Annotated in this window: 16 protein-coding genes; 9 read left to right on the top strand and 7 right to left on the bottom strand. The window is 67.8% G+C overall.

The window, feature by feature from the left end:
* Nucleotides 1–59 precede the first annotated feature (59 nt).
* Both OG394_RS22060 and OG394_RS22065 read right to left on the bottom strand, forming a co-directional pair.
* Nucleotides 60–3,065 carry a S8 family serine peptidase gene (locus OG394_RS22060; RefSeq protein ID WP_328988914.1) on the bottom strand — a complete coding sequence of 1,002 codons (3,006 nt, stop codon included), beginning with the start codon at nt 3,063–3,065 and terminating at the stop codon, nt 60–62.
* Nucleotides 3,066–3,152: 87 nt separating this feature from the next.
* Complete coding sequence (locus OG394_RS22065) at nt 3,153–3,587, bottom strand: hypothetical protein (protein WP_328988915.1); 435 nt, start codon at nt 3,585–3,587, stop codon at nt 3,153–3,155.
* Nucleotides 3,588–3,704: 117 nt separating this feature from the next.
* On the opposite strand from OG394_RS22065, the gene OG394_RS22070 reads away from it, so the two are divergent.
* Nucleotides 3,705–4,211 carry an isochorismatase family protein gene (locus OG394_RS22070; RefSeq protein ID WP_328988916.1) on the top strand — a complete coding sequence of 169 codons (507 nt, stop codon included), beginning with the start codon at nt 3,705–3,707 and terminating at the stop codon, nt 4,209–4,211.
* A gap of 45 nt (nt 4,212–4,256) precedes the next feature.
* Here the strand turns inward: OG394_RS22070 and OG394_RS22075 are convergent, their stop codons facing one another.
* Nucleotides 4,257–14,747 carry a calcium-binding protein gene (locus OG394_RS22075; protein WP_328988917.1) on the bottom strand — a complete coding sequence of 3,497 codons (10,491 nt, stop codon included), beginning with the start codon at nt 14,745–14,747 and terminating at the stop codon, nt 4,257–4,259.
* 222 nt (nt 14,748–14,969) lie between these two features.
* Here OG394_RS22075 and OG394_RS22080 point away from each other — a divergent pair, with 222 nt between their 5' ends.
* The 5 genes from OG394_RS22080 (at nt 14,970) to OG394_RS22100 (ending at nt 21,126) form a co-directional block, all read left to right on the top strand.
* Nucleotides 14,970–15,434: a hypothetical protein gene (locus OG394_RS22080; protein WP_328988918.1), complete on the top strand. Its 465-nt coding sequence runs from the start codon at nt 14,970–14,972 to the stop codon at nt 15,432–15,434.
* Nucleotides 15,435–15,437: 3 nt separating this feature from the next.
* Nucleotides 15,438–17,564, top strand: coding sequence for a bifunctional polysaccharide deacetylase/glycosyltransferase family 2 protein (locus tag OG394_RS22085; RefSeq protein ID WP_328988919.1), 2,127 nt, complete (start codon nt 15,438–15,440; stop codon nt 17,562–17,564).
* 132 nt (nt 17,565–17,696) lie between these two features.
* On the top strand, nt 17,697–18,647 hold the full coding sequence (locus OG394_RS22090) for a zinc metalloprotease (protein WP_328988920.1): 951 nt from the start codon (nt 17,697–17,699) through the stop codon (nt 18,645–18,647).
* Nucleotides 18,648–18,859: 212 nt separating this feature from the next.
* Nucleotides 18,860–20,452: an NAD(P)/FAD-dependent oxidoreductase gene (locus OG394_RS22095; RefSeq protein WP_328988921.1), complete on the top strand. Its 1,593-nt coding sequence runs from the start codon at nt 18,860–18,862 to the stop codon at nt 20,450–20,452.
* Nucleotides 20,453–20,472: 20 nt separating this feature from the next.
* Nucleotides 20,473–21,126 carry a Rid family hydrolase gene (locus tag OG394_RS22100; protein WP_328988922.1) on the top strand — a complete coding sequence of 218 codons (654 nt, stop codon included), beginning with the start codon at nt 20,473–20,475 and terminating at the stop codon, nt 21,124–21,126.
* A 279-nt stretch (nt 21,127–21,405) separates the two neighbouring features.
* On the opposite strand, the gene OG394_RS22105 is transcribed toward OG394_RS22100, so the two are convergent.
* Nucleotides 21,406–22,038 (bottom strand): TetR/AcrR family transcriptional regulator, encoded by a 633-nt coding sequence (locus OG394_RS22105; RefSeq protein ID WP_328988923.1) that lies wholly within the window; start codon nt 22,036–22,038, stop codon nt 21,406–21,408.
* Nucleotides 22,039–22,076: 38 nt separating this feature from the next.
* Here OG394_RS22105 and OG394_RS22110 point away from each other — a divergent pair, with 38 nt between their 5' ends.
* Both OG394_RS22110 and OG394_RS22115 read left to right on the top strand, forming a co-directional pair.
* On the top strand, nt 22,077–22,982 hold the full coding sequence (locus OG394_RS22110) for a DMT family transporter (RefSeq protein ID WP_328988924.1): 906 nt from the start codon (nt 22,077–22,079) through the stop codon (nt 22,980–22,982).
* A 43-nt stretch (nt 22,983–23,025) separates the two neighbouring features.
* On the top strand, nt 23,026–23,703 hold the full coding sequence (locus tag OG394_RS22115) for a lysophospholipid acyltransferase family protein (protein ID WP_328988925.1): 678 nt from the start codon (nt 23,026–23,028) through the stop codon (nt 23,701–23,703).
* Here OG394_RS22115 and OG394_RS22120 read toward each other — a convergent pair.
* Genes OG394_RS22120 through OG394_RS22130 form a run of 3 tightly spaced genes read right to left on the bottom strand, consistent with a single transcriptional unit; the run spans nt 23,681 to nt 25,205 of the window.
* On the bottom strand, nt 23,681–24,100 hold the full coding sequence (locus OG394_RS22120; RefSeq protein WP_328988926.1) for a MarR family winged helix-turn-helix transcriptional regulator: 420 nt from the start codon (nt 24,098–24,100) through the stop codon (nt 23,681–23,683). The genes OG394_RS22115 and OG394_RS22120 overlap by 23 nt on opposite strands.
* Nucleotides 24,097–24,891, bottom strand: coding sequence for an alcohol dehydrogenase catalytic domain-containing protein (locus OG394_RS22125; protein WP_328988927.1), 795 nt, complete (start codon nt 24,889–24,891; stop codon nt 24,097–24,099). The genes OG394_RS22120 and OG394_RS22125 overlap by 4 nt, the downstream gene beginning before the upstream one ends.
* Nucleotides 24,891–25,205: an antibiotic biosynthesis monooxygenase gene (locus OG394_RS22130; protein ID WP_328988928.1), complete on the bottom strand. Its 315-nt coding sequence runs from the start codon at nt 25,203–25,205 to the stop codon at nt 24,891–24,893. Before OG394_RS22130 ends, OG394_RS22125 begins: the two co-directional genes overlap by 1 nt.
* 176 nt (nt 25,206–25,381) lie before the next feature.
* On the opposite strand from OG394_RS22130, the gene OG394_RS22135 reads away from it, so the two are divergent.
* Nucleotides 25,382–26,494, top strand: coding sequence for a peptidoglycan recognition protein family protein (locus tag OG394_RS22135; RefSeq protein WP_328988929.1), 1,113 nt, complete (start codon nt 25,382–25,384; stop codon nt 26,492–26,494).
* The last annotated feature ends 35 nt before the right edge of the window (nt 26,495–26,529 follow it).

Here is a 26,529-nt window from a genome sequence, read left to right on the forward strand (position 1 = left end):
CGTGAAGTAGCGCGGCCCGGCAGTCTTCGTGACTGCCGGGCCGCTTTCGTTGCTCTGGCCTACGAACCCAGGAGGTTCAGCTTCTCCAGGAGAAGTACCTGGGACCGCAGTTGGGCGTTCGTCGAGGCCGGGTTGAGCCGGATGGTCTCGGCATTCGCCATTACCGCGCCGAACGTGCTGTCCTTCTTCAGGTCGAGGTTGGTATCGACCGCGGTGGACAGATCGAACGAGCCGTCCGCGAAGTTGAGCCAGGCGGTGAGGATCTGCCGGTCGAGCTCACGCTTCGGGTTGAGCAGCGTGAGTCCGAGCAGGGCATGTGCCTTGGCCATCGTCGACACGTCGGTCACCTCGGACAGCACCCTGCTCATGTGCTGCGCGACCTGCAGGTAGCAGTTCACCGTGGCCACCGGCAGGTCGACCAGCGGAAGACGCGGGCCGGGCCTGGTCTGGAGGTGCCACAACGGCGCGATCCTGGTGAGGTGAGCGTTGCCGGTGATGACCACCTTCGCGGTGTCGGAACTCGCCCCCGCGTCGTCGTCCGTGGCGCCGAACCCGACCTCGTAACTGCACGCGCCCCCGAAGGTGTGCGACTTGGTATCGGTCACGTCCCGCGGTTGCAGGCTCGGGCTGACGGCAGGGTCGGTGCCCGGCGGGTTGACGAGATACGGCGTCACCACGTCCGGCACGGGCGGTCCGTCACCCCAGCTCCAGGACAACGTCAGATCGTCGCTGCCGGGATCGGTCGACCGGCCCGCGAACGTCACCGGCTGGCCCTGGTGGGCGATGAAGGTCGGTACACCGTTGACGTTCACCGCGCCTGTCTCGTCGATCGTGGCCGTCGGTGCCACGTTGTTGACCACCACCGTGAACGATCCGGTCGACGTACCACCGTCGTCGTCGGTGACCTTGACCCCGACTCCGAACGAGCCGTTGTCCCCGTAGGCATGGCTGCCCGTCACCTCACCGCGGTCGACCGGCGGGCCGTCCTGGGTGATGAGCGGTGTGACGGGGCTGGTCTCGCCGGTGCCCCAGGTCAGCAACGCCGTGTAGGTGTCGGCCCAACCGGGATCGACGAACGACGCCTTCGCGGTCAGGACAGTGCCCTCGTTGATCGTCTTGACCTGGCCCGGATCGATCGTCGTCGCCGGCGCCACATTGCTCACCTGGACCGCGAAGGACGCCGAGGTCGAGCCACCATCGTCATCGGTGACGGTGACCTTGACGGTGTACGTCCCGTTGTCTGCGTACCGGTGGCTGCCGGTGACCTCGCCGAGGTCGGCGGGCGGGCCCTGAGTGGTCACGGTTGCGGGCGCTGGGCCGGAACTGCCGTCACCCCAGTCGATCAGGGCCGTGTAAGTGTCCGCCCAGCCGGGATCGGAGAAGGTCGCCCGGACGGAGAAGAGACCGCCTTCGGTGACCGAGGTCGCCTGTCCCGGTGCGATACCGGCCGAGGGTGCGACGTTGTTCACGACCAGCGAGAAGTCCCGTCCGGCTCCTTCACCCAGGTCATCGCTGACGGTCACGCTGACCGTACGGCTCTGGGTCGGCCCGTCCGAGGTGTCGTAGGTCCACTTCCACCGGCCCGGACCCGTGGTCGTGATGGTGCCGACCGAGGCGCCGAGTGTCAGCGTGGTGCTGTCGGCGTCGGCGAACGAGCCGGTCATGGTCGCGGTCGAGCCTTCGTTCACCGTGACCGAGGGGCTGTCCACCGTGATGGACGGATCGGCGTTCCCCGCCCGCAGCGCGGCGAGCATGTCGATCCTGGGCGTGGTGACCGTGGAGGTCCCACTGGTGTAGCTGACGTCCACGCCGGTGTCCCGCAGATAGCCGAGCAGCGTCGCGTGCGTCGCGTTCGGATACGCCGCGCGGAGTACGGCGAAGGCTCCGGCGACATGAGGTGCCGCCATCGACGTACCGGTCATGTTCCCGAACGTGTCGTCCGGGATCGAGGACTGGATGTTCTGGCCCGGGGCCATCAGGTCGAGCAACGATCCCCTGTTCCCGTTCAGGTAAAGGGCATCCGAGTTGTCCTGGGTGCCGCCGACGGTGACGGCGGTCGAGATGCACCCAGGTGCGGCGACGCCGGTCGTGAACCCACTGTTGCCTGCGGCAATCACTGTGGCGATGCCTACGCCCAGCAGGTCGTCGATCGGATCCTTGCGGACGTCGGTGTCACAGGCGGTCATGTTCTGCACCGAACCACCGATGCTGATGTTCGCCGCGGCGATGTCGATCGTCGCGTTCAGAGCGAGGACCCGCTCCAAGCCCCGAACCTGGTCCGATTGGTACGCCGTCACGCAGGGCGCGGCCGCCGGTGCGCACCTGTCGGCCACATCGTTGCGGTGGAACACCTGAATGGCGATGATGTCCGCGGCGGCTGCCACTCCGTTGCCGGGAGCACCGGTCACCCCGGTTCCGTTGCCGGCGGCGATTCCCGCGACGTGGGTGCCGTGGTCGCACAGTGTGCCCGTGCAGGCTGCCGTCTCCGCATCCGCCGCTCCGGCGCCGAGCTGGCTCGCTGCACCGTTCGGGCACAGTGAGGTCTGCTCGTCGCTGTCCTCCACGCTGGAGTAGCAGGCCTCGGAGACCAGCCGTCCGGCGAAGAACGGGTGGTCCCGGTCGATCCCGGTGTCGAGAATCGCGACCGCTTGGCCGTCACCGCTGAAGCCGAAGCCCTGCGCCTGGTCGGCGTTGATCCAGGGAATGCTGTTGCCGAGCGTCGCGTGCTCTTCCTTGTCCTCCTGGATCGAGATGACGCGGGGGTCCGCGTCAAGTTCCCGCAGGGCCTGCTCATCGGCGTCCAAGGCAAGCAGCGGAAAGAGCTTGTATTGGTAGTTGACGTCGGACTCGGCGTTCGAGTCCTCCAGGTTGTCCAGCACCGGCTGCTGCGCCGCCACGGTGGCGAGGCGCACGATTACCCGCTGCGGGCCTTCCTCCTCGGCCTGCTCGATGAGTTGACTGACCGCCGGATCAGGGCTGGGCGCGGCCTGGGCCGGAACCGTCACGGCGGCGGTGAGAGTGGCCAGAGCCAGAGCTCCGGCGAAGAGCGATCTTCGTAACTTCATGCTGTTCCCCCCAAGGAACGTGGTGTACCTACGGCCGGCCGGATGACCGGACCGTCAAACCCCCTGCAGTGCCTCCTTGTCCCCGCCTCAGCCGCTCGGCGCCTCAGTCGCCGGCGGCTCGGCAATGTCCTCCTGGATCGCCGCCACCCGCGGCGAGGCCAGCAGGTGGCGGAGTGCGGGCTCGTCGACGACCAGGACCAGCAGCGGCGATGAAACGAACCGCTGCGGATCCCGTACGGCGTAGGCGCGGAGGTCGTCGAGGAGGTCGGTCTGAGCGGTGGCGATCGCCTGTCGCTGCTCCCGCACCGCGCGCTGGTCCGGCAGGTTGCCCTCCGGCGTGACCTGAACCGCGAGGGTGACGATCACCCGGAGGTGCCCCTTGCGCCTGACCTGCTCCAGCAGCTGCGCCGACGGTTCGGCCGAAGGCGTGGCTGAGGACGGTGCCGCCGGCTCGCGGTCGTTCGCGCAGGCGGCCGGGAGCAGGCCGATCGCTGCCAGCAGCACGAGACGGACCAGCAACACGACGGCGCCTCCTCCTCGGACGTTCTCTCTGACCACTCGACAGCCTGCTCAGCCACCTTCAGACAGCCTTAAAGCCCGGGCAGTCTCGAAAAACCCGGGTGGGGTTAGGGTGCGGCGGTGAGCGATAGAGCGAAGACCGCGCTGGTACTGATCGACTTGATGCCGCGGATCGTGGCGCTGCCGACTGGCCCGTACGGCGGGGACGCGGTGCTGGCGCGGTGCGTGGAGTTGGCGGACGCTACTCGCGCGGCAGGCGGGCTGGTCGTGTGGGTGCGGGTCGAACGGCCCGGAGTCGACGTACAACCTGAGGGTAGTGAGCTAGCGGTCGAGCCGGCCGAGGGAGACCTCGTGATCGTCAAGCGCACGATCGGGGCGTTCCACCGGACCGGGCTGGACGAGGCTTTGCGCGAGCGTGGCATCGAGACAGTCGTGCTGGCGGGGATCGCGACGAACTTCGGCGTCGAGTCGACCGGACGTGTCGCGGATGAGCACGACTACCAGGTGGTGTACGTCGAGGACGCGATGACCGGGCTGGACGCGCATGCGCACGAGTTCGCCACGACGTACATGTTCCCGCGCCTCGGCACGGTCACCACGACGGCGGAGTACCTGAAGAACCTCTGAGGCCCCCACTCCAGGCGGAAGCCGGGGCCTCAGAAGCCTTATAAATCAGTCGCTACAGGACACGGGATCGTCGAAGTGACCCGGTGTCGTCGGGTAGGCCGGGCCTACCGCGTGGGCATTGAAGTCCGGGTTGTAGGCGTACGCCAATTCCCTGTAGGCCGAGGTTCCCTTGGTGGTCACGTCGGTCGTCGCACGCCCGGCGCCTGAACCCCAGGCGAGCAGGTTGAGGTAGTCCGTCATCGCCGGGGAGTGCTGCCGGATGTCGTTGTAGCCGCCGTAGGCCGGGTTGCAGTGGGTGTAGAGGTTGTACGTACCGTTCCAGTCGATCAGCCGATCGCCCGGGTTGGGACCGTTCTGGGCCACATCCGCCTGCAAGACATCGCGATCCCAGCCACCGTAGATCCAGTCCGTGCCCTGGTGATGACTGTTGTTCGCCAGCGTCTCCGGTTCTGCGGTGTCATCCGACTTGCTGGTCAGCTCGAACCACAGGCACGGATCGACCGTGACTCCGTTCGTCGTGACCGGCCAGTCGCCGGGCGCACAGTTGGCCGGGTAGGCACCGCGTGGGTTGAAGTCGAGCACATCCGAACCGACGATGTCCTGTTTGGCCAGATCGGGCTCACCCACACCACCGAAGGTGTGGTCGATGAACCGATCGTTCGTCCCCCGCGAGTCCGGGTTGAAGACGCCGTTGGTGAGGCAGTCCGGTGTGGCCGCGTTCAGCACCGGGTCGCAGCCCTTGCCGCCCCAGAGCACGTCCTCACCGTCGGCGCCGAACACCTGGTCGCCGCCACTGTCACCGTTCGCGAGGTCGTCACCGAAGCCGGAGTGGATGTTGTCCGCATCCGCACCGCCCCGGATCTGGTCCCGGCCACCGGTGGTGATGCCGTCGTGTGGCATCTCCGCGCTGGTCGAGCTACCGATCCACTGGTCGCCGTCGACGTCGTGCTCGAGGTCGACCCGCCGGTCGTAGGCCTCGCGCCGGAACCCAACGTACGTCTCGGCCGGCGGTGAGGTCAGGTTGAAGGTGAACTGTGCCGGGCTGTCCCCGGTGTCGAGGTACTGGTTCACCACGCCACCGCGGTCGCCGAGGATCGCGTCCTCGCCGTTCTCACCGAACAGCTTGTCGTCGCCGAGTTCGCCGTACAGGTCGTCGTTGTCGGCACCACCCAGGATCAGGTCGTCGCCGTCCTGGCCCCAGATGCCGTCGTCGCCGGCCTCGCCGTACAGGTTGTCGTTGCCGAAGGCCCCTACTGCTTCACAGGTCGCCTGCGCTTCGGTGCAGAAGCGCGTACTCGGCTCGCTGAAGTCGGGGTCATGCGTCCGCGAGACGGTCGCCCCGGCCGGCGGTGTGCCGTTCGGGTAACGATCGGCGTAGACCATCTCCACGCGCGCACCAGCCGGGCCGGTGACCGTGCGCATCAGGGTGCCGTTGTCACCGAGTACGACGTCCGCGGCCCCGTCGGCCTCGATCGTGTCACCGGTGTCGCGGAAGCCCTTGGCCGAGCTACCACCGATCAGGTCGTCCTGACCGTCCGGCGTGAGCGCGCCCTCGAGCAAGGCGGCCGCACTCGCGCTACCGGGCCATCCCGGATCAGCGAGCGGAACCACCGTGGTCAGGTCCGACTCGCCCGCGAGCGACAGGTCACCACGGAGTACGTCGGCACCGCCATTGCCCTCGGCATAGTCGGCATGCGCTCCACCAGAGATGAAGTCGCCGCCATCCTGACCCCAGATCGTGTCGACACCTTCGCCACCGGACAACCGGTCGGCGCCGAACTGAGCCGCGGACGGAAGCGCCGCGAGGTCGTACCGGTCGACGATCCGGCCGGCCATCAGCTCGCCCGGCTCGGTGCCGAGGCGGACCGTGGCCCTGGTCGGCGTCTGCCCGACTGCCGGGCGGAGCACCTGACCGTTGTCACCGGCAACCACATCGTCACCAGGTCCACCGAAGACGGCGTCCGCGGTGTCGGGCTGGCCGGTCCGGTTCGCGCCGGCACCGGCAAGCGGTACCGAGCTACCGCCGACCAGGTCGTCATCGGCGAGGTCACCCTCGACCCAGTCGCTGCCCTGACCACCCTCGACGTAGTCGTCGTGGTCGTCGCCCTTGGCCCGGTCTGCACCGTCCTGGCCGTAGAGCACGTCCTGGTCGTCGCCACCCGACATCTGGTCGTTGCCGGAGGTCCCTGCCGCCGGGGTCAGACCCAGGTCGAGCAAGGTCACCGTGTGACCCAGTGCGAAGCCACGCTGCCGGGTCACGGGTGTGGTCGCAGCCGGGTCACTGGTCAGCGCGAGGATCGCGTTGTCACCTGTGATCAGGTCAGGCCCGCCGTCACCGAACAGGAAGTCGCCCGTGTCCGGACGTCCAGTGCCCGCGACAGCCTGCTGGAACGAACCACCAGCGATCGAGTCCTCGCCATCGTTGCCGTGGACAACGTCTGTCGCGTTGTTGCCCTCCAGATGGTCGTTGCCGTTGTTGCCGTTGACGGTGTCGCCACCGAGACCGCCGTACGCCGTATCCTCGTTGTCGCCGCCGTGAATGCGGTCGCCGGACCCGGCCGTGGCCGTCTCGCCGTCGAGGTCGAACGGAATCGCCGCGGCGTCCGCCGCGTTTTCGGGATCGTCCACCGTGCCGTTGTCGCCGATGATCCGGTCGTTGCCCGAGTCGCCGTAGAGGTCGTCGTCACCGGTGTCGGCTCGGCCCGCGGCGCGCGTACCGCCGTAGATCAGGTCGGCGCCCGTGCCGCCAGTGGCCCAGTCCGAGCCATTGTTGCCCTCGACAACGTCCGTCTCGGTACCGCCGTACGCCACGTCGTTTCCGTTGTTGCCGAAGACGTGGTCCACGCCGGCGTCGCCGTACAGGATGTCGGCTTCGCTACCGCCCCAGAGGTGGTCCTTGTCGCCACCGCCTCGCAGGGTGTCCTGGCCCTGTTGGCCACAGGCGAGGTCGTTGGCACCGAAGAGCTCGGCCAGGTCGTTCGCGCCACCCGCGGAGACCGTGTCGATACCGGCACCACCGAGGATGCGGTCGTTGCCGTCACCCGTGCCCTCGCTGGTGCTCTCGGCGACCGGATCCGAGGTGACCGGAGCGCCGGGCTTGCAGAGTTCGTCGTCGATGCGCTTGTCACCGAAGACCTTTGCCGGTCCGTCGCCGCCGACGATGTGGTCGTCACCGAGACCACCGACGAGCGTCTTCGGGTTCGAAGGCACTCCCGCCGGTAGCGGCAGCTTGTTCACCGTCCGGCGCGGACCGAAGTTCACGCCGCCGATGATGTCGTCACCGGTGTTCGCACCGACCTCGGCCGGTTCGGCGATGACGTAGTCCTGACCCGGGCCGCCGTACACCTCATCGGTGCCGAAGCCGCCGAGCAGGATGTCGTTCTCGCTACCGCCGAGGATCCTGGCCGACTGGTTGCCCTGGGAGTGACTGGTGACCAGGTCGATACCCGTACTGCCCCAGACCTTGTCGCTGCCCAGACCGGTGTCGACGACGTTGGTCGCGCCGGTATCGGCCGGACCCGGATCGTCGACCTCGAATTCGGTCTCCGCCGCGGTGAAGATGCGGTCCGCGTTCGAGCCGCCGGTCAGCCGGTCGTTACCCGCGTCACCGACGATCGTGTTGATCCCGGCCGGCAGCGTGCCGTCCGGACGGTCGGTCGCCACCGAGATGGTGTCGCCACCCGCGTTGCCGCGCGCCTTGTTCGCACCGAGGCCGAGGCCGATCGTGTCGTCACCCGTGCCCGCACCTTGGGCCTGAGTGGTCGGATCCGCGATGTTCTCCCAGTCGAAGACAGCACTCAGGTCGTTGGTGCCGCCGTTGTCCTGCGCGTTGTGCGTGACGGTCCGCGCCTTGGTGGCGCTGCCGAGGGACGCGTCACCCGCGACCTTGTCGTCACCGTTGCCGGTCGTGATGGTGTCCTTGCCGGCACCACCCGCGACCATCGCCTTGGACGTCGCACCGCCGGTGTCCCCCGTGACGATGATGTCGTCACCGCCACGTCCGTCGACGAACGACAGACCACGTCCGGTGGTGATCACGTCGGCCGCGTTACCGCCGATCGCGACCGCGTCCTTGTCGAAGATGGCCGGGCTGTTACCCGCGCTCGCGCCCGTCTCCTTCTTACCGTCGCCGATGAAGGTGATGTTCATCGGTTTGTCGTAACCGGAACCGTCCACGACCACCCGCTTGAGGTTCGGGTCGAGGTACTCACGACGCTCGCCGAGCATCTCCACCGCGAAGCCGTCGAAGGCCGCGTTCGTACCGGCCTCGTCGCCGGGCTTCTGGGCGTAGTGCAGCGAGATCACCTTGACGGTGTCCTTCTCCACTGCCGCCGCCTCGTTACCCCATGGCGATCCACGCTGGGCGTTCTTGCCGTACTTGCCGGCGTAGACCACGAGGGTGTCGCCGACCGTGCCACCGAGTTTCGGCGGTGGCGGTTCACAGTCCGGTGCCACCGAGAAGTCGAGCAACGTCACGTCGGCCAGCGTGAAGCTGAACGACACCGAGAAGATGCTCACGCCGATGGTGATGTAGACCCGCAGGAACAGCGACAGCCGGCCGCTGACCGTGAACAGACACAGTGGGTTGTTCAGGGCAGCATGCAGGAACTCGCTGACCCGGAACTTGCCGTCATCGTTCGGATCGTTCCAGTAGAACCCGATCGTGAGACGGAGTCCTCCTTCGATCCCGACCGTGAGGATGACCACGCTGACGGCAGCCCCGGCCGCGATCTCACCGGTCAGCTGGACCACCGGAATCGGCGTACCGGCGTTGTCGACGGTCTTGAAGAACAACCCGTCGAGTACGTCGATCGCGTCCACCGGCGTGCCGTTCTGGGCCGCCTCGACCGCCTTGCGAATGCCGTACGTGTCGAGTCCGGCGACGATGCGCAGGCTGACCGAGGCCGAGCCCGCGAGTGTCACGAAGACCGGCGGCGGTGCGTACACCGGACCGAAGGCCTGCCGCCAGCTGAAGCCGAGCGTCAGCGGGCCGGAGTCGAACTCGACCAGGGTGATATCGCCACCCATCAGCAGGTTGAACGCCGAGGCCGGGTTCTCCAGGATCGGGAAGGTGATGCCGGACTTCTCCGCGTCACCCTCGTCCGGCGCCAGACCGGTACCACCGAAGATCGGGTTGGCATCGGCGCTCGCGTGCTCGTTCTTGTCGTTGAGCCCGCTCTTCACCTCGTTGGCGGACTTCGCGTTCGGAGTGCCCTTGTACATCTTGTCCGCGGTCGTCGGCGAGTTGCTGGTGTTCAGCGCCTTGTCGCCGGCGATCTCGAAGTCACCGAGTGGCACGTAACAGTCGTTGTCCACGTCCGGACTGCAACTGGGCAGCCGGTTGATGAACTCGATGACCGCCTTGATCGTGTCGACGAAGTCCAGCTTCGGCCCACCGGCCAAGGTGCTGAACGCCTTCGCCAGGGTCATCAGCGTGACGTCGTCCCCACCGGCCAGCCGGCTCAGGTCGGACAGCACCGGGATCGGCGCGTACAACGTGTCGATGACCGGCTGGAGCGGTCCGGTGACCCGCTTCATCTCCTTGACGACGTCGCCGAGCAGGCCCTCGAAGAAGCTGCCGGCACTGATGCCGACGTCCTTGAAGGCGATGTACGGCACGGTCGGGCCGTCCGGAGCCTGGTTGTCGAACGACCACATCAGCTGGAAGTTCGCCCGTACTCCTGGGAAGGCCGAGTCGACCTGCGCCTCGACGATCCAGTCCAGGTGGAACGCGCCGGTCAGCGAGACACCGAACATGTCGCCGCCGGAACCGAGGTCGGCGAACTTGATCTTGGCGTTCTCGTCCGGCGTACAGGCGGTCTCGTCGCCCTTGAAGCAGCTGGTCTCGCCCGCCGCCTTCAGGTCGATCTGGAACGCGCCCGCGAACAACGGCTTGGTCGGGTCATGCGTTCCGCCGGTCGCCTTGTCCACGTTGATCTTGATGAAGGCCAGCTCGGCCACCATTGTGTCGGGCAGGTCGAAGGCCAGGCCCACCTGCAGCTCGGCCAGCGCCTTGTTGTCCGGACCCCATCCGTCATGGGTGTTGACGAAGAAGCCGTCGGTCTTGTTCAGGCCGAGCTTGAAGTGCAGGGCGAAGCCGGCGTCGACGGAGATGCCGTCGGTGCCGTCCTTGCCCTGACGCAGCGCCAGACCCGGGATGCCGATGTCGAGCGGCAGGTCGGTGTGGAAGCAGGGCTTCGTCGCACCGGTGTTCTCACAGCCCTTGGCCGCGCTGACCTTGCCACGCGTCGCGGTGAACTCCAGCGAGACGCCGGCGATGTCGTTCAGCCCGCAGATGTGGAGATCGGGCTGCTGGGTCGCCGCGGTGTAGTCCGCGCCGGTGTCACCCTTGTCGTCGTGCGCCAGCGCGTTGCCGGCGTCCTTGATCAGCTTGAACCCGGTATCACCCGGGCCCTTGCGCAACACCTTGTAGCCGGTCGCGTTCGGCACCGACGCCCAGGTGATGTGGTTGAAGTTGGTGTCGTTCAGCGTCGCCGCGCCCTTGGTGGTCTGGCCTGCCGCACTCGGCACCGTGTCGTCGTCCGGTTGGGTCCCATCACCTTGGTACGCGACGATCTGGTACTCCCACGTCGTCGTGCCGACGTCGACCGGGTCCTCCGTCACCGTGGGCGCACCGGCCGGCGCGAGGGTCGCCGTACAGTCGAAGCCGATCAGGATCTCGGTCGCCGCGATGTCGACCTCGGCCAGCGCGTCGGCCAGCTTCGCGTTGATGAAGTCCTTGAACTCCTTCGAGTTCGCGGGCCGGCCGCCACCGGGCAGGTCGTTCCAGATCGAGCTGCGCAGCTTGGTCCGCAGGTCGCCGATGAAGTCGGCACCCTGTTGCAGGTCCTCGCCGATCAGCGGCAGCTTGCCCTGGAAGCTCGCGGTCCGGAAGGCCTGCTCGATCGCCGCGAGGTACCCCTCGAGACCGTCCCCGAAGTTGCCGAAGTCGAGCAACGCGTTCGCGAGCCTGGTGCCGAGATCGGCCGGCAGCTCGAGTTCCTTCTTCGCGTCGTCCGGCGCGGGCAGGTTGTCGTTCAGGTCGAGCAGGTCGGCCGGCGTGGTCGAGTCCGGCACGCGCAGCGCGATCGTGCCGATCGGCACCCAGCCGTCGTCCGCGCCCGTGTTGTTCAGGAAGATCGGCAGGCTGCCGCACACCATCAACGGCGTGTCCAGGGTCTCGCCACACGAGACCGTGCCGTTGGTGGCGTTGAAGTTCACGCCCACCGCGCCGATGAAGTCGGTGAACGAGACCGGCGTGTTCGCCGCCGCGCCCGACTTGGCCAGGGCGATGCTCAGATCCGCCTTCGCCTGCGCCTTCTCGGCCGCCGGCGCACCTGCGGTCGGGTTACCCAGCGCGATCGACAGCGGGCCCACCACACCTTGCACGGAGCCGTTCGTCAACGTGGCCTTGGCGGCGACGCTGATCGAGGAATCCTCCAGCACCAACAGGGCGGCGCCATTGGCCGGGCCTTCACCAGGCGCGAGCGGTACGACCAGGCCGACCTTGATCCGGCCGGTCACCTCCACCTGCGCGAGCCCTGTGGCCTGCGCCGCGGCGAACGTCTGGTCCGAACCGTTCAGGTTGCCGAGCGAGAGCTTGATCGGCGCGGCCGCGCGGTAGTCGCGCTGCCAGTCGACGTCGAGCACCAGGTTCGGCTTGCCGTCCACCTCGAGATAGCGGAACTTCACGCTTTGGTTGCCCAGGGCACTGTTCAGCAGCTCGACCGCGTCCTGGATGTTGTCCGGGGTGTTGGCCAGCAGCCGGTCCGTCACGTCGTCCAAGGCAGACCGCATCATGTACGGCGTACCGGTGGGCGGTGCCGACTCCCACGGCTTGGTCAGCGTGAGCGACTTGCCATCGCCCGCGACCGTCTTCACGATGCCGACCTGGGTGCCGACCACGATCGACCGGCCGACCAGGTCCGGACCGAAGAGGTTGCCGCCCGAGCGGTTGGTGTCCACCACCGTGTCAGCGCCGTACGACACCCCGGGGCCCGCGTTCGACTCGTCGCTGACGAGCATGTCCCGCAACGACTTGCCCAGGCCCGGGATGTCCTTGTCGAAGACACCGTCACCGTCCGCAGTGTTGGCCTCCGCGAGTTGCTTGGACAGCGTCTGCAGGGTCTTGATCAACGCGGTGAACAACGCCTTCGGGTCGTTCGCGTCGAAGTCGAGCTTGAAGACCTCGGACAGGTCGCCCGTGTCCAGGGCGATGGTCGAGGGATCGGTCAGGTCGCCCCACTTGGCCGTGAACTTCGTGCTCGCACCGGCCGGCAGGAACTGAGTGGCGTCCGGCACCGACACGGTCACGTCGCCGTACGCGCGAACGTTCACGTCGACGTCGATCAGGCTGGTGGGCGAATCGACCAACTGCTTGAAGAGCTCGGACAGGCGGAGGTCGTGCTGCGCGTCGCCCTGCTGCTTGAGCGAGAGGCTCATCATGTGCCCGGTCGCCGTACCGGCCGCGCAGGTGTCGCTGAGCGAGGAGTTGCAGACCTTGAGCGTGCCCTTGAGCTGCACCTTGAAGTAGCCGGCGTTCGCGGTCAGGTCGACGGCGGTGTCGATCGGGAAGTCCGCCGAGAACAGCGACGAGCCGGTCCGGATCATCATCCGGTCGGTGTTCAGCGGCAGCGACGGGATGACCGTGTCGAGAGCGCCGTTGGACTGGGTGAACGGGCAGGCCTGGGTGCTGCCGAGGAAGCCGATACAGGCATCACCCGTGCGTGCGTCCTGCAGGTCCAGCACCAGCGTGAGCGCCGCGGTGAACGACGGCGTGACCTTCGCGAAGGTCTGCTCGGCGTTCGCGTTCAGGATGCCCTGACCGCCCTGGTCGATCTTGTTCGCGAAGGTGACCGCGCCGATGTGCGGCTCGGACCCCGCGATCACGTACGGCGAGTTGAGCGCGGGCTGTCCGCCGGCCCAGTCGGCCTTCAGCGTGATGGTGCTCGCGTCATTGCTCGCCACCTCGCCCGCCGACGTACCGGCGACAACGCGACGGCCGAGCCACTGGTTGGGGCTCCAGCCGGCGCCCGCCACCGTGAGCGTCTTCGCGCCGTACGACGCGGTCGGTCCGGAGGCCTCGATGCTGACCGGGTCCAGGTCGACCGGCGTGACCGGCGCGGTCTTCGTCATGGCGAGGTTGAAGGCGAGCTTGCTGCTGCCGGCATCCCAGACGAGTCCGGACAGGTCGATGTCGGAGGCGTCGTCGAGCTTCTTCAGCAGGTCCTGCAACGAGGTGAACGTCGGCTGGCCTGCCTGGGCCGGGTCGGTCACGCCTGGTACGAAGCCGGGCTGGCCGGGAGCCGGGATGGTGTTGGCGGCGAGGAAGTTCTTCAGCACCTCGTTGACCCGGATGACGTCGGCCAGCGTGCCCTTCATGAACGGCAGATCGAGATCACCGATCGTGGGCAGCGGTCCGCCCGCGTCCGGGTCGTACTTGGCGTTCTGGATCGCTGTGAGCGAGGTGACCACCTGGGCGATGCCCTCGGCGAGGTCCCGCAGGCTCATGTTCTGGAACTTGCCGACGGTCGCGGCGAGGTCGGGCGCGGAGACCACGGGCGCGCCCACGCCGATGTCGTTCCAGTCCACCTGCACGGTCGCACTGATTGCCGAGGGCAACGAAGCGGGGATACCCGACGCGGCCGCGCCGAGCTGGAAGGTGGCGTGTACCGAACCGCGTGAGGCGGGGTCGGACTCGTCGATCGGCTGGGAGCCCAGTGGATCGAGCCCGGCGGTGAACAACCCGTCGAGCGATCCGGCCTGAGCCAGTTCGCCGTTGTCGCTGAAGGAGAGCTTGCCGTCGTTGTCCGGGTCGCTGACGGTGCCGACCAGGTGCGCGTCGACGTCCAGGCTCGAGCCGGTCAGGGAGACCCCGAGAATGCCGATCGCGGCCTTGGCGGCCGCGTTGTCGATACTCGCGTGTGCGTCGACGTCCAAACGTGGGGTGGTGGTGGAGTGCACCAGGTAGACCTTGTCCTCCGCGCTGCCGGTCCAGACCACGCTCAACGCCAGGCGGGACTTCAGCCCGAGCGTGACGCCGTCGGAGACCGAGAGCTCCACCTTCGGCGAGGCGTTGGACAGCCGCAGGTCCTGACCGGTGACGGTGCGGTCGACGGTCGCGACGATGTCGAGCTTCTTGCCCGCGCCGAGATCACTGACCGTGGTCTTGAGGTGACCGGTCCGGCCGCCGTCGATGGTGATGTCCTTGTCGACACTGAGATCGCCGAAGTCGACGGCGTCATCGAGCTCGTCGGTGACGCCCTTCAGGAACACGTCGTTCAGGCCGAGCAAACCGCCTGGACTCGCGCCGACCAGGGGTAAAGGTTCACCGAGTTTGTCGATCGTCGCGAGACCGGACGTCCAGGTGGCCAGACTGTTCGGCACACCACCGGCACCCAGCATCCCGAGCAGGTCGTCGACCCCGTTCTCAGCGGCACGAGCCGGCTGAGCGGTGACGACGAGCATGCCGGTCAGCAGGCTTACCGCCGCTGTGACCGAAACCAGCCGCGAAGACGCGAGACGGAATACCCCCATGACATTCACCCCCGCGGCACCGGGCCCCCGCGACCCCCACGATCGCACTGAGGCGACCCCCCAGCCGCAAACGCAAACTAGACCCCGGAATGTGACGATGGCAATACTTCAAGCACACTTTCGCTTGAATCGGTGACGGCCCGTTACCAACAGAATCGCCGCTGTGACGCGGAAAACCGCCGACTCGTCACCGCCTACGCCGACCGCTAGACTCCCGCTGCTGTGACGCCCTTCCCGGGCCGCGAACCGGTCTTCGTCGACCCGAGCGGCCGCCGCCATCGTTCCGTCCGCCGTCTCGGCGCCCTGCTCGCCGTGCCCGCCGCCGGATACCTGCTGCTGCTCGGCAGCAGCCTGCTCGGCGGCCCGGCACCGAACACCCCGTTCATCCCGCTGCCGGACGCCGTCCGCCCGCAGTCGAAGCCGACGCCGGTGGTCACCCCGACGATCGCTCCAACGACGACCGCGCCGACGACCCCAGCTGACGAGCGCACCCGGACAACCCCGAGTCCCACGTCGACGCTGTCCGCGATCCCGACGGTCGCGCCCACCACGACCCGGCCCTCCACGCCCGGTCAGACGAGCAAGCCCACCACGGCTCCGAGTCCGACAACGACGCCGGGAACACATCAGCGCGGTAAGCCGACGGCTCCGCCCGGCCGGACCGACAAGTCGCCCGCGAAGCCCTGATCGATGGCCGGACGGAGAGCGCGCCACGGCCGCGATGTGGCGCTGCGGACCCACTGGGTGGTGCTGACCGTCCTGCTGGTCTGCCTGGCGGGAGCGATGCTGCTGCAGGGGTACACCCACCACCTGTTCGGGACCGCGCCGGATGGCGAGGCGCCGCCCCGGGCCTCGGCGAAGGCCGTACCGCGCGATATCTCGTCGGGTGGTCCGGTGATCGACGCGACGGCCGCCAAGACCCGTACGGCGGCGCCCAAGCCCCGGACGATCGCGCTGACCTTCGACGACGGGCCTGATCCGGTCTGGACGCCGAAGGTGCTCGATCTGCTGAAGGCGCACAAGATCAAAGCGACGTTCTTCGTGGTCGGCACCGAGGTGGCGAAACATCGTGAGCTGACCAGGCGAATCGTTGCCGAAGGCCACGAACTGGGCGTACACACCTTCACCCACGCGGATCTGGCCACTTTGCCGGACTGGCGAGGTTCGCTCGAACTACGGCAGAGCCAGCTCATTCTGGCCGGAGCAGCGGGGGTCAGTACGCCGTTGCTGCGGCCGCCGTACTCCTCCAGTCCGGACGCCGTCGCCGATCCCGATTGGGACTCCATCCGCAAGGCCCGGTCGGCGGGTTACCTGACCGTCCTGAGCACGCTGGACAGTGAGGACTGGCGCCGCCCGGGCGTGAACCGCATCATCGCGAACTCGACACCCAAGGGCCGCAACGGCCAGATCCTGCTGATGCACGACGCCGGCGGTGATCGCACCCAGACCCTTACCGCGCTCAACAAGCTCATCCCGCAGCTGACCCGCAAGGGCTTCCGCTTCACCACGGTGAGCCAGTCCGTCGGCCTCGCGCAGCCGATGCAACCGGCATCCAAGCCTGAGCAGTGGCGAGGTATGGCGGCCATCGGGGCGATCCGGCTCAGCGACCTCACGCTGACCGTGCTCACCTGGTTGCTCTACGCGGCCGGCGCGCTCAGCGTGCTGCGGGCCATCACGGTCGTGATCGCCGCCCGGCGCCACGTCCGCGGGCGTCGAGCTGCGGCTTCGGGTCCACCCGTGACCGAGCCGGTGAGCGTGATCGTGCCGGCGTACAACGAGTCGGCCGGGATCGAGGCCGCCGTCCGTTCGCTGGTCGCGTCGGACCATCCGGTCGAGGTGATCGTGGTGGACGACGGCTCGACCGATGGCACCGCGGACCTGGTGGAGTCGCTCGGGCTGCCCGGCGTGCGGGTCATCCGGCAGGCCAACGGCGGTAAACCGGCCGCCCTGAACACAGGCCTGCAAGCAGCGTCGTACGAGCTGGTGGTGATGGTCGACGGCGATACCGTCTTCGAGCCGGACGCCGTCCGGATGCTGGTGCAGGCGTTCGCCGATCCACGCGTGGGTGCCGTCTCGGGGAACGCCAAGGTGGGCAACCGTGGCGGGCTGCTCGGCCGCTGGCAGCACATCGAGTACGTCGTGGGGTTCAACCTCGACCGGCGGCTGTTCGACCTGGCCGAGTGCATGCCGACCGTGCCCGGTGCCGTGGGCGGTTTCCGCCGCAGCGCGCTGTTGCGGATCGGCGGGGTCAGCGACGTCACCCTCGCGGAGGACACCGACCTCACGATGGCGTTGTGCCGCGACGGCTGGCGAGTGGTCTACGAGGAGCGGGCGAAGGCCTGGACCGAGGCGCCCGCGTCCGTCGGCGCGCTCTGGCGGCAGCGCTACCGCTGGTGCTACGGCACGCTGCAGGCGATGTGGAAGCACCGTGGCGCGCTCGTCCAGCGCGGTGCGGCGGGCAAGCTCGGGCGCCGGGGGCTCGGCTATCTGCTGCTGTTCCAGGTTCTGCTGCCGCTGCTGGCGCCGGTCGTGGACGTGTTCGCGATCTACGGGCTGATCTTCCTGGACCCGGTCCGGATCATGGCGCTGTGGCTCGCCTTCGTGGCGCTGCAAGCCGCGATGGGGTTGTACGCGTTCCGGCTGGACGGCGAATCGCCCGGGCCGTTGTGGAGCCTGCCGCTGCAGCAGTTCGTCTACCGGCAGCTGATGTACCTCGTAGTCATCCAATCAGTCTTCACCGCGCTGGCCGGGTCCCGGCTACGCTGGCAGCGGATGGAGCGCTACGGCAGCCTGGAGGCGCCGGCCGGGACCGGCTGACAAACCGAAGGATTTCCCTAGATTTTACAAAGAATCCGGACGATCGCTTCCGGATCAGCTGAAAATTGCGCACTATTCCGGGCAATCGGCCGCCCGCCCAGACGCGGCCACTTTCCCCTGAGGAGCGCTTCGATGCGATCTCTCATCACCCGTCCTCGCGCGCTTGCGGTCATCCTGACCGGTACGGCGCTCGCCTTCAGCCCGCTGGGCGGTAGTGCCTCGGCCCGACTGCCCGTCGACCAGCTGCAGGCCTTGAACTGTGTGACCCCGACCAGTGAGACCGGTGCGGCCGCCAAGGGTGGCCGCGGCCCGGACACCCGCGAGATGTCCGCCGCCGAGATGCGCGCGGTCGAGGCTCGTACGGCCCAGATCCTGAAGGCCAAGGCCGCCCGTGGCATCGGGGTGCCGCAGGGCGCGCTCGCCGCCGCGGCCGTGCCCGTCTACGTACACGTGATGCGCGACGCGGCCGGCAACGGTGACGTCACCGACAGCCAGATCGCCCAGCAGCTCACCGTACTGAACACGACCTTCGGCGGCGGCGAGTCGTCGGCGGCCGCGAACACCGGCTTCACCTTCAACCTGGCCGGGACGTTCCGGTACAACAACAACAATTGGCACAAGGACAAGCAGAGCGCGACCTACCGCAAGCAGACCCGTAAGGGCGGCGCGAACGCGCTGAACATCTGGCTGGTCGACTTCAGCTACCTCGGCATCGCCACCTTCCCGTGGGACTACAGCCGTAACCCGGGTGTCGACGGCATCCGCGTGCACTTCGACTCGCTGCCGGGCGGCTCGATCGCCAACTACAACCTCGGTGAGACCGCGACGCATGAGGCCGGCCACTGGTTCGGGCTCTACCACACCTTCCAGGGTGGCTGCACGGCCACGAACGACGAGGTCGCGGACACGCCCGCGCAGAGCAGCTCGACCAACGGCTGCCCCGAGGGCCGCGACTCCTGCTCGCTGCCCGGCCTGGACCCGATCCACAACTACATGGACTACTCGTACGACTCTTGCTACAACCAGTTCACCGCGGACCAGAGCACCCGCATCAGCAACATGTGGACGGCTTATCGTTCCTGATTGATCTTCGTTAACGAGAGCGGCCCGGTATTCCTCGGAATGCCGGGCCGTTTCGCGTGCTGGAACGCTCGCGACAAGTCTTAACATTTGATCAAAGATCGGATCTCTGCTGCTAACTCAAGCGAGATCGACCCGAAACAACCCGGCCATAGCTTCCTCGGCAACTACCTACGCGCGGCCGCCCCCAGCCGCAGGTCAGCCGAGGAGAACAGATGGCCCAGACACGCAGACAGTTCCTCAGCCAGGTCGGAATCGCCGGTGGTGCCGGCGTGATGTACAGCGCGATGGGCGCGCTGGGGCTCGCGGGAGCCGCCGACACCCCCGCCTTCGCAGCACCCCGGCCGAGCGATCTCGCCGGCCGCGGCAAGAAGCACGTCGTCATCCTTGGGGCTGGTATCGCCGGGCTCACCTCCGCCTACGAGCTCGGCAAAGCCGGCTACCAGGTCACCCTGCTCGAAGCCCGGGAACGCCCGGGTGGACGCAACTGGACGGTCCGCGACGGCACGGTCGAGAAGGACCTGAACGGCTACACCCAGCGGGCGCGCTTCTCGCCTGGGCAGTACATGAACGCCGGGCCGGGACGCATTCCGCAGCACCACGTGACGCTCGACTACTGCCGCGAACTCGGTGTTGCTATCGAGCCCTTCACCAACCAGAACGCCGACGCCTATCTCTATCGCGAAGGCTCGACATCCCTTTCCAACAAGCCGATTCGCCATCGGACCGCTAAGGCAGACGTGTACGGGTACGTCTCGGAATTGCTGGCGAAGGCGACCAGCCAGGGTGCGCTCGACACTTACCTCAGTACGTCGGACAAGGAAGCGTTGATCGCGTTTCTTCGTGGTTATGGCGCTATCGGGCCGAAGGTCGAGGGGGATGCCGCTGCCAGTTTCAGGTATTCCGGCTCGGGTCGTGCGGGGTATGAGGTCGAGCCCGGCGCGGGGCTCGAGGGCGGCAAACCCTTGTCGCCGTACGCGCTGAGTGACGTGTTCGCCAGTGGGGTCGGGAACTACTTCTCGTTCGAGTTCGGCTGGGACCAGGCGATGATGATGTTCCAGCCGGTCGGCGGCATGGACCGGATCCCGTACGCCTTCGAGCGGGCGATCGGCCGGGACAAGTTCGTGTACGGCGCGAAGGTGCTCGGGTTGCGCAACACCTCGGCCGGGGTCGAGGTCGATTACAACGCGGGTGGGCGCGTTCGGCGGATCGCGGCCGACTTCGCGATCTGCACGCTGCCGCCGCACATCGCCGCGGGCGTACCGTCGAACCTGCCGGCCGAGGTGGTGACCGCGTTGCGATACGCGACGCCGTCGAACGCGGGCAAGATCGGCATCGAGTACGGCCGTCGCTGGTGGGAGCAGGACCACCGGATCTACGGCGGAATCACCAACACCACCTTGGATCTGACGAACCTGTGGTACCCGTCGACCGGCTTCCACGGCGATCGCGGCACGATGATCGGCTACTACAACACTGGCTTGAATGCGAACGCCTATGGCGCCTTGTCTCCGAGCGATCGGCTTCAGCGGGCGTTGTCGCAGAGCGCGAAGATCCACGGTCCTTCGGCGTTGCGCGATGTGCGGGCGTCGTTCTCGGTCAACTGGGCCGGCACCGAATACTCGCGCGGGGCGTGGGTCGGCTGGCCCTCGCAGACCGATGCCTCTTACGCGCGGTTACTCGATGCCGCAGGCAACGTTTATTTCGCGGGTGACCACCTCAGCCACGCGATCGCTTGGCAGCACGGCGCGATGGTCTCGGCCCGCGCGACCATTACCGCCTTGCACACTAGGGTGACTGCCCGATGACCGCTCCTGGAAGGACTCGCATGTTCGGACGTCGTACCGTCATCGCCGTTGTCACCACGGCTATCGCGACCTGCTCGTTCACGATCGCCGCCGACGCCTGGTGGGATCGCCCGAAACCGCCGAAGCCCGGCACCGTCGTACCGGCCTTGCCCGCCGGACAGGCCAATCCGATGATCGCGAACGGCGTCGGCATCGGCGCGAACACGCCCATCTACAAGACCAGCGGCCTCGGCCCGGCTGCCCTCAACACGTCGGCCCCCGCGGGGAGCGAGACGCGGTACGTCGACACCGAGGTTTTCCCGGGCGGCGCACTCCCGCCAGGCGTCACAATCACCGAAGCCCAAGGCATCAACGCACTGCGCCGGATCGGCGAAAACCTCAAGGCGGCAGGCCTCACGTATGCCGATGTCTACACAATGCGCGTCTTCCTGCAGAACCCCGCCGGCGAGCCCATCGCCGACTTCGCGGGCTGGAACCGGGCTTACCGGCAGTACTTCGCGAACACGGATCTCGTCACCGGCAAGCCGATCCCGGTCCCCCTCGGCACGGCCCCACCCACCACACCCTTCGTCGTGAACAAGGCCCGCCCGTCCCGCTTCGCCCTGGAAATCGAAAACCTCCCCGTCCCGGGCTGGCTGGTAGAAGTGGAGGTCGACGCCGCCTACCGCCCCTAAGAGCAGTCGGACGCAAAACGCGTTCGCCCCTGTGGATACCACTAGCACCATCGGACGCGTAGTGCGCTACCTGTGGACACCAAGCCCACAGCACCCAGGCCCGAGCCGCACACGTGCAGCCCAATTTTGTGCAAACCCATTCCGCGAGGTGCCTTGTTGTATTTGCACGCGCACGACATGACAAGGCACCTCGCGGGAGGGTTATCCACAAATTCGCCTGCGGGTGTGCATTTCGCGTTCGATCGTTGTTGGGGGAATGGCCGGGGTGCGTGGGGCGGGCTAGTGGTGGGGCCAGGTTGCCAAGAGGTCGCGGGCGGCGCGGGTGGCGGTTTGGGTGGCTTGGGGCATGGCGGCCACTTGGTGGGTGACCAGGGCGCCTTCGTGGAGTAGGAGGAGGCGGTCGGCCAGTTCGCCGGGTCGGCGGAGGCCGGCGCGACGGGCTTGGGCGGCGAACTCGTCGCGCATCCAGCGTTTCTGGCCGACGATCACCGGCATGGCGGGATGATCCGCCTCGGCCAGTTCGGCGGCGGCGTTGATGAACCCGCAACCTCGCTCGTGTTCGGCGACCCAATCGGTCAACGCCGCGAACAAGGCCAGGATGATCTGCTCCGGCTCCGTCGCTCGCCGCTTGACCATTTGCTCGTCCAGGAAGGCGTGCCAGGTCTCGTCCCGCCGTTGCAGGTAGGCCGCGATCAGGTTGTCCTTCGAGCCGAACCGGTCGTACAAGGTCTTCTTCGTCACTCCGGCCGCGGCGGCGATCGCGTCCACTCCTACCGCGCGAATCCCCTGCCGGTAAAAGAGATCCGCCGCCGCGGTCAGGATCCGCTCCGCAGCCGGGGTCGCCGCGATCTGGACGACCGGCTCCGGCCAGGTGACGCACCACTGGGCTTGTCTCACGATCTGGGCAACCATACTGCGAGTATACCGACCGGTGTGGTTACGTGGCCGCTATGACCACTCTGGCTGAGCCGATCCGTACCCAGCACACGCGTTCGGTGACGGCCGGGGCGGCGGTGGGTTTTGTTGTCTTCTGGAGTTCGGGATTCATCGGGGCCAAGTGGGGAACGACGCACGGTACGGCGTTCAACCTGCTGGCCTGGCGCTACTTGCTCGCGGCGGCGATCGGTCTGGCCGTGCTGGCCTGGCGGCGACCGCGGATCTCCCGGCGCGATCTGACGACGCAACTGGTGATGGCATTGTTCAGCCAGTGCGCCTATCTCGGGTTCATCTTCAGCGGTATCGACCACGGCGTGCCGGCCGGCGTCACCGCGTTGATCGGCGCGCTGCAGCCCATCCTGGTCGCCACGGTCGCCGGGCCGCTGCTCGGTGAACGCGTCGGCCCCTGGCAATGGGTCGGGCTGATCCTCGGCGTCGGCGGCGTTGGGCTCGTGGTGGCGGGCGACCTCGGCGCGGGGCACGCCTCGCCGGTGACGTACCTGCTTCCGTTCGCCGGAGTGGTCGCGCTCGTGATCGGCACCTGCCTGGACCGACGACGCCGACCGGCCGTGGGTGTGGTCGACGGCCTCGCGCTGCAAGTGCTCGTCGGAGCGATCTTCTTCACGATCCTCGCTTCGATGACCGGCGAGTTCACCGTGCCGTCCGAACCCGGGTTCTACGGCGCCGCGATCTGGCTGGTGGTGCTCTCGACCGGTGGCGGCTACGGGTTCTACCTGCTCAACCTGCGGCTTTCGGGCGCTACCCGGATCAGCAGTCTGATGTACCTGGTGCCGCCCGCGACGATGGTCTGGGCCTGGCTGATGTTCGGCGAGACGATCGGCCTGCTGGCGCTCGCCGGCATGGTGATCTCGGCGCTCGCGGTTGTGCTGATCCGCACTTCCGGCGGCGTCGAACGCTGATCGGGTGGAGACTGGCCTCTCAAGCGCACCCGAGGGAGGCTGGATGATTCAAGCGATCGTGCGACTGGTGATCGCCCCGCTGGCGCGACTGATCTACCGGCCGGTGATCGAGGGCCGGGAGAACGTACCGCGGCAGGGCCGGGTGATCCTGGCCTCGAACCATCTCTCGTTCATCGACAGCATCGTGATCCCGTTGTGGGCGCCGCGACCAGTGGTGTTCCTGGCCAAAGCGGAGTACTTCCGCGGCAAGGGTCTGCGCGGGCGGCTGGTGGCGGCCTTCTTCTCAGCGATCGATGCGATCGGAGTCGAGCGCGGTACGCACGGAGCCGCCCAGGCCTCCCTCGACGCGGCCCTCGAGGTGCTGCGAGCGGACAAGGCCTTCGGTATCTATCCCGAGGGCAGCCGCTCGCGGGACGGCCGGATCTACCGTGGCAAGACCGGGGTCGCCTGGCTGGCGTTCGCCTCGGGCGCTCCCGTCGTACCCGTCGGGGTGATCGGCACCGACCGGATCCAGCCGATCGGCAAGAGCTGGCCGCGGATCCACCGGCCGACCATCCGGTACGGCGAGCCGCTGGTCTTCGACCCGCCCGGCGACGGTATTCGGCCGGCCCAGGCGCGCCGCAAAGCGACCGACGAGATCATGGCCGCGATCGGCGAGCTGACCGGGCAGGAGCCGGCCGGGATCTACAACGACCCGGTCAAGGCTGAACCAGCAGGTTGAACACGTTCTTGAAGACGGCGTAGCTGGGCTTTCCCACCTTTTCGGCGTACCGGGCCTCGATCTCGTCGCGGATCCGGGCGGCGCGGATCATTTGGTCCCGCCCGAGCTTGGTCGGTACGACGAGTTTGGCGCGACGGTCGGACGGGTCCGGCCGCCGCTCGAGGTAACCGAGGTCCTCCAGCTCGTCGATGAGGGTGCCGATGACCTGCTTGTGCTGGCCCGACCGGTCGGACAGATCGCTCGCGCGAGTGCCTTCGACGTCGATATAGGCCAGCACGGCGCCATGGCGCGGGCGGAGACTGGCATGTCCCTCGGCCGCCAGCTGGGTGAACATCTCCTTCTGGAAGGCCCCGAGTAGGTGACTGGCCAGGATGCCTACGTCCCTTCCCCCGCTCATTTGGTCACTTCAATCAGGACGCGGTGGCCGGACGGCGCCAACTCGGTCAGGTCGTGGGCCTGGGCGATCTGGTCCAGCGGGAGGCGCGCCGCGATCGGGTAGAGCAGGTCGCCCGCGGCAACGGCCTCGGTGAGATCCGCGACGGCCTGCTCGTTCGCCTCGGCCGGGAAGTCTTCGTTGCTGAGGAACTCGACCCTGATGTTCTTGAAGGCCAACTCCCAGTAGGGAATGGCGGGTTGCGGATCACGCGTCGCGTACGTTGCGATGCTGCCGCCGTACCGAAGGATCTCGACGTCCAGCGCGAGATTGCCGTCGAACGCGACCTCGGCGATGCGATCTACCGGCCCGATCTTCTTGGCCAGCTCCGCCTGATCGGCTTCGTCCACGGCCAGCGCGCGATCGGCGCCGAGCTTGAGCGCTTCCGGTACGTCGGCGACGTCCGCCGGGACCGGAACGGCCCGGTCGGCGGGAACCACCGTGAACTCGGCCGCCGTACCGAAGGGGCGATACGACTGCGCGAGGTAGACCCAGACGCGCTCACCGACCCTGCCGGGGTCGACGCCTTCGCCGACCTGGTCGATCACGCCGGCGCCATCGCCGTGCGGGATGACCCGCGGGAACGTCATCGTCGAACCCCACCAGCCGCGACGTTTGCCGATATCGCCGACATGTACGGCCGAGAACGCCACGCGGACGCGCACCTCGCCCGGTCCGGCGACCGGATCGGCAACCTCACCAACCTGGAGTACGTCGGCGGCGGGCCCCTGCTCGTCGTACCAAGCGGCGCGCATCAGGCTCGCGCCTGGTTCGCGGCCGGGACGTCGGCGAGGGTGCCTTCTTCGGCGGTGACGAGCTTGGCGATGGCGGCGAAGAAGCGGGCGATACCGGGCCGGTTGGCGCCCTTGTCGCGGCTGGCGGCGAAGTCCTCGGGGGTCTCCCACTCGACCACGTCCAGCCATTCACCACCGGGCAGGCTGATCAGCTGCGCGGCGATGAACCCGCTCCGGTCGGCGGCGAAGTCGGCCAGCATGCCCGGCCGGGCGGCCAGCAATTCGGCCGCCTTGTCCTCGTCGACGCGGAAGCGGGTCAGTTCGATGGTGCTCATTACGCCTCACTCAGTTAGTCACGAAGCTTGATAGTCAATTTCAGTGACGATCATACACCTTGACGATCACCTGTCCAGAGCAATCGCCTGACACCGCGGGCACTTAGGGTCACGGGTGACGCGGCGCTGATGGCGATCGGGTCGCGTTCCGCCCAAACGCTTCCAGGAGGACGACGATGCTGACCCGCCGCCAGGCCCTGATCGGAGCGGTCGCCACCGGCACTGCAGCCGGTCTGACCAGCCCACTCACCGCGATCGCCAGCCCGGGGGCCGCGCCCGCGACCGCCGCCGGTGAGGCTGCGCCGCAGACGCTCGCGGAGATCGCGGCGCCCGGCCAACTGACCGCGGCCGCGGAGTTCCCGCTCGACTTCGTCAGCGTGGACTGGTTCGGCCCGAAGCGCGGCGGCGTCTACCGCCTCGAGCACAACGGCCGCTGGGGCGCCTGGCGGCCACTCATCGCGGGCGACTCGGACGCCAACTCCGACAGCGAAGACTATGCAGGCAAGCGGCTGGCACTGTTCGGCGCGCGCAAGGCCACGCGGTACGAGGTGAAGCCGCCGCCGGGCGCCACGAACGTGGTCACCGTCGCGCTGAACACCACCGACGGCCCGCTCGGCGTCGGCTCGCTCTCGGTCAGCACCTCGTTCACCGCCTCGGGCTGCGAGTTCGTGAACCGGGCCGGCTGGGGTGCGGACGAGACCCTGCGGTTCAACCCGGACGGCAGTGAGCGATACCCGCAGGCCTACTTCCCGGTCCAGACGCTGACCGTGCACCACACCGCGGGCGACTCGCTCGGCCCGGACCACGCGGCCACGATCCGAGCGATCTACTACACCCACACGATCACCCGCGACTTCGGCGATATCGGCTACCACCTGCTGATCGATCCGAACGGCGTGGTCTACGAAGGCCGCTGGTCCGGCGAGGACGGCGTACCGGTGTTCCGCAGCCCGCTCGGCGACGTACCGCACATGAGCAACGCGGCCCACGCCGTTGGTTTCAACGCGGGCAACGTCGGCGTCTCGATGCTCGGCGATCTCACCGGCCGTCAGCCGTCCGCAGCGCAGCGCCAGTCGCTCGTGAAGGTCCTCGCCTCGCTCGCGAAGCTCTGCAAGGTCGACCCGCTCGGCACGGTCAACTACGTCAACCCGATCAGCGGCGCCACCAAGACCGTCTCGGCGATCTCCGGCCACCGCGACTGGAACCAGACCGAATGCCCCGGCAACGCCTTCTACCCCGAACTGCCCTCCGTACGCCAGGAAGTCGCCCGCGCGATGCGTCGGCGCTAACCAAAACCAGCCATCCTGGCCACCAGACGGAGCTC

Origin of the sequence: Kribbella sp. NBC_01245 (genome assembly GCF_036226525.1) — a bacterium.
GTDB lineage: Bacteria > Actinomycetota > Actinomycetes > Propionibacteriales > Kribbellaceae > Kribbella.

What these genes read in the sequence shown, in the direction of transcription:
- OG394_RS22060 (WP_328988914.1), bottom strand. Translation starts at nt 3,065, where the DNA reads ATGAAGTTACGAAGATCGCTCTTCGCCGGAGCTCTGGCTCTGGCCACT.
- OG394_RS22075 (WP_328988917.1), bottom strand. Translation starts at nt 14,747, where the DNA reads ATGGGGGTATTCCGTCTCGCGTCTTCGCGGCTGGTTTCGGTCACAGCG.
- OG394_RS22085 (WP_328988919.1), top strand. Translation starts at nt 15,438, where the DNA reads ATGGCCGGACGGAGAGCGCGCCACGGCCGCGATGTGGCGCTGCGGACC.
- OG394_RS22090 (WP_328988920.1), top strand. Translation starts at nt 17,697, where the DNA reads ATGCGATCTCTCATCACCCGTCCTCGCGCGCTTGCGGTCATCCTGACC.
- OG394_RS22095 (WP_328988921.1), top strand. Translation starts at nt 18,860, where the DNA reads ATGGCCCAGACACGCAGACAGTTCCTCAGCCAGGTCGGAATCGCCGGT.
- OG394_RS22100 (WP_328988922.1), top strand. Translation starts at nt 20,473, where the DNA reads ATGTTCGGACGTCGTACCGTCATCGCCGTTGTCACCACGGCTATCGCG.
- OG394_RS22105 (WP_328988923.1), bottom strand. Translation starts at nt 22,038, where the DNA reads ATGGTTGCCCAGATCGTGAGACAAGCCCAGTGGTGCGTCACCTGGCCG.
- OG394_RS22110 (WP_328988924.1), top strand. Translation starts at nt 22,077, where the DNA reads ATGACCACTCTGGCTGAGCCGATCCGTACCCAGCACACGCGTTCGGTG.
- OG394_RS22115 (WP_328988925.1), top strand. Translation starts at nt 23,026, where the DNA reads ATGATTCAAGCGATCGTGCGACTGGTGATCGCCCCGCTGGCGCGACTG.
- OG394_RS22120 (WP_328988926.1), bottom strand. Translation starts at nt 24,100, where the DNA reads ATGAGCGGGGGAAGGGACGTAGGCATCCTGGCCAGTCACCTACTCGGG.
- OG394_RS22125 (WP_328988927.1), bottom strand. Translation starts at nt 24,891, where the DNA reads ATGCGCGCCGCTTGGTACGACGAGCAGGGGCCCGCCGCCGACGTACTC.
- OG394_RS22130 (WP_328988928.1), bottom strand. Translation starts at nt 25,205, where the DNA reads ATGAGCACCATCGAACTGACCCGCTTCCGCGTCGACGAGGACAAGGCG.
- OG394_RS22135 (WP_328988929.1), top strand. Translation starts at nt 25,382, where the DNA reads ATGCTGACCCGCCGCCAGGCCCTGATCGGAGCGGTCGCCACCGGCACT.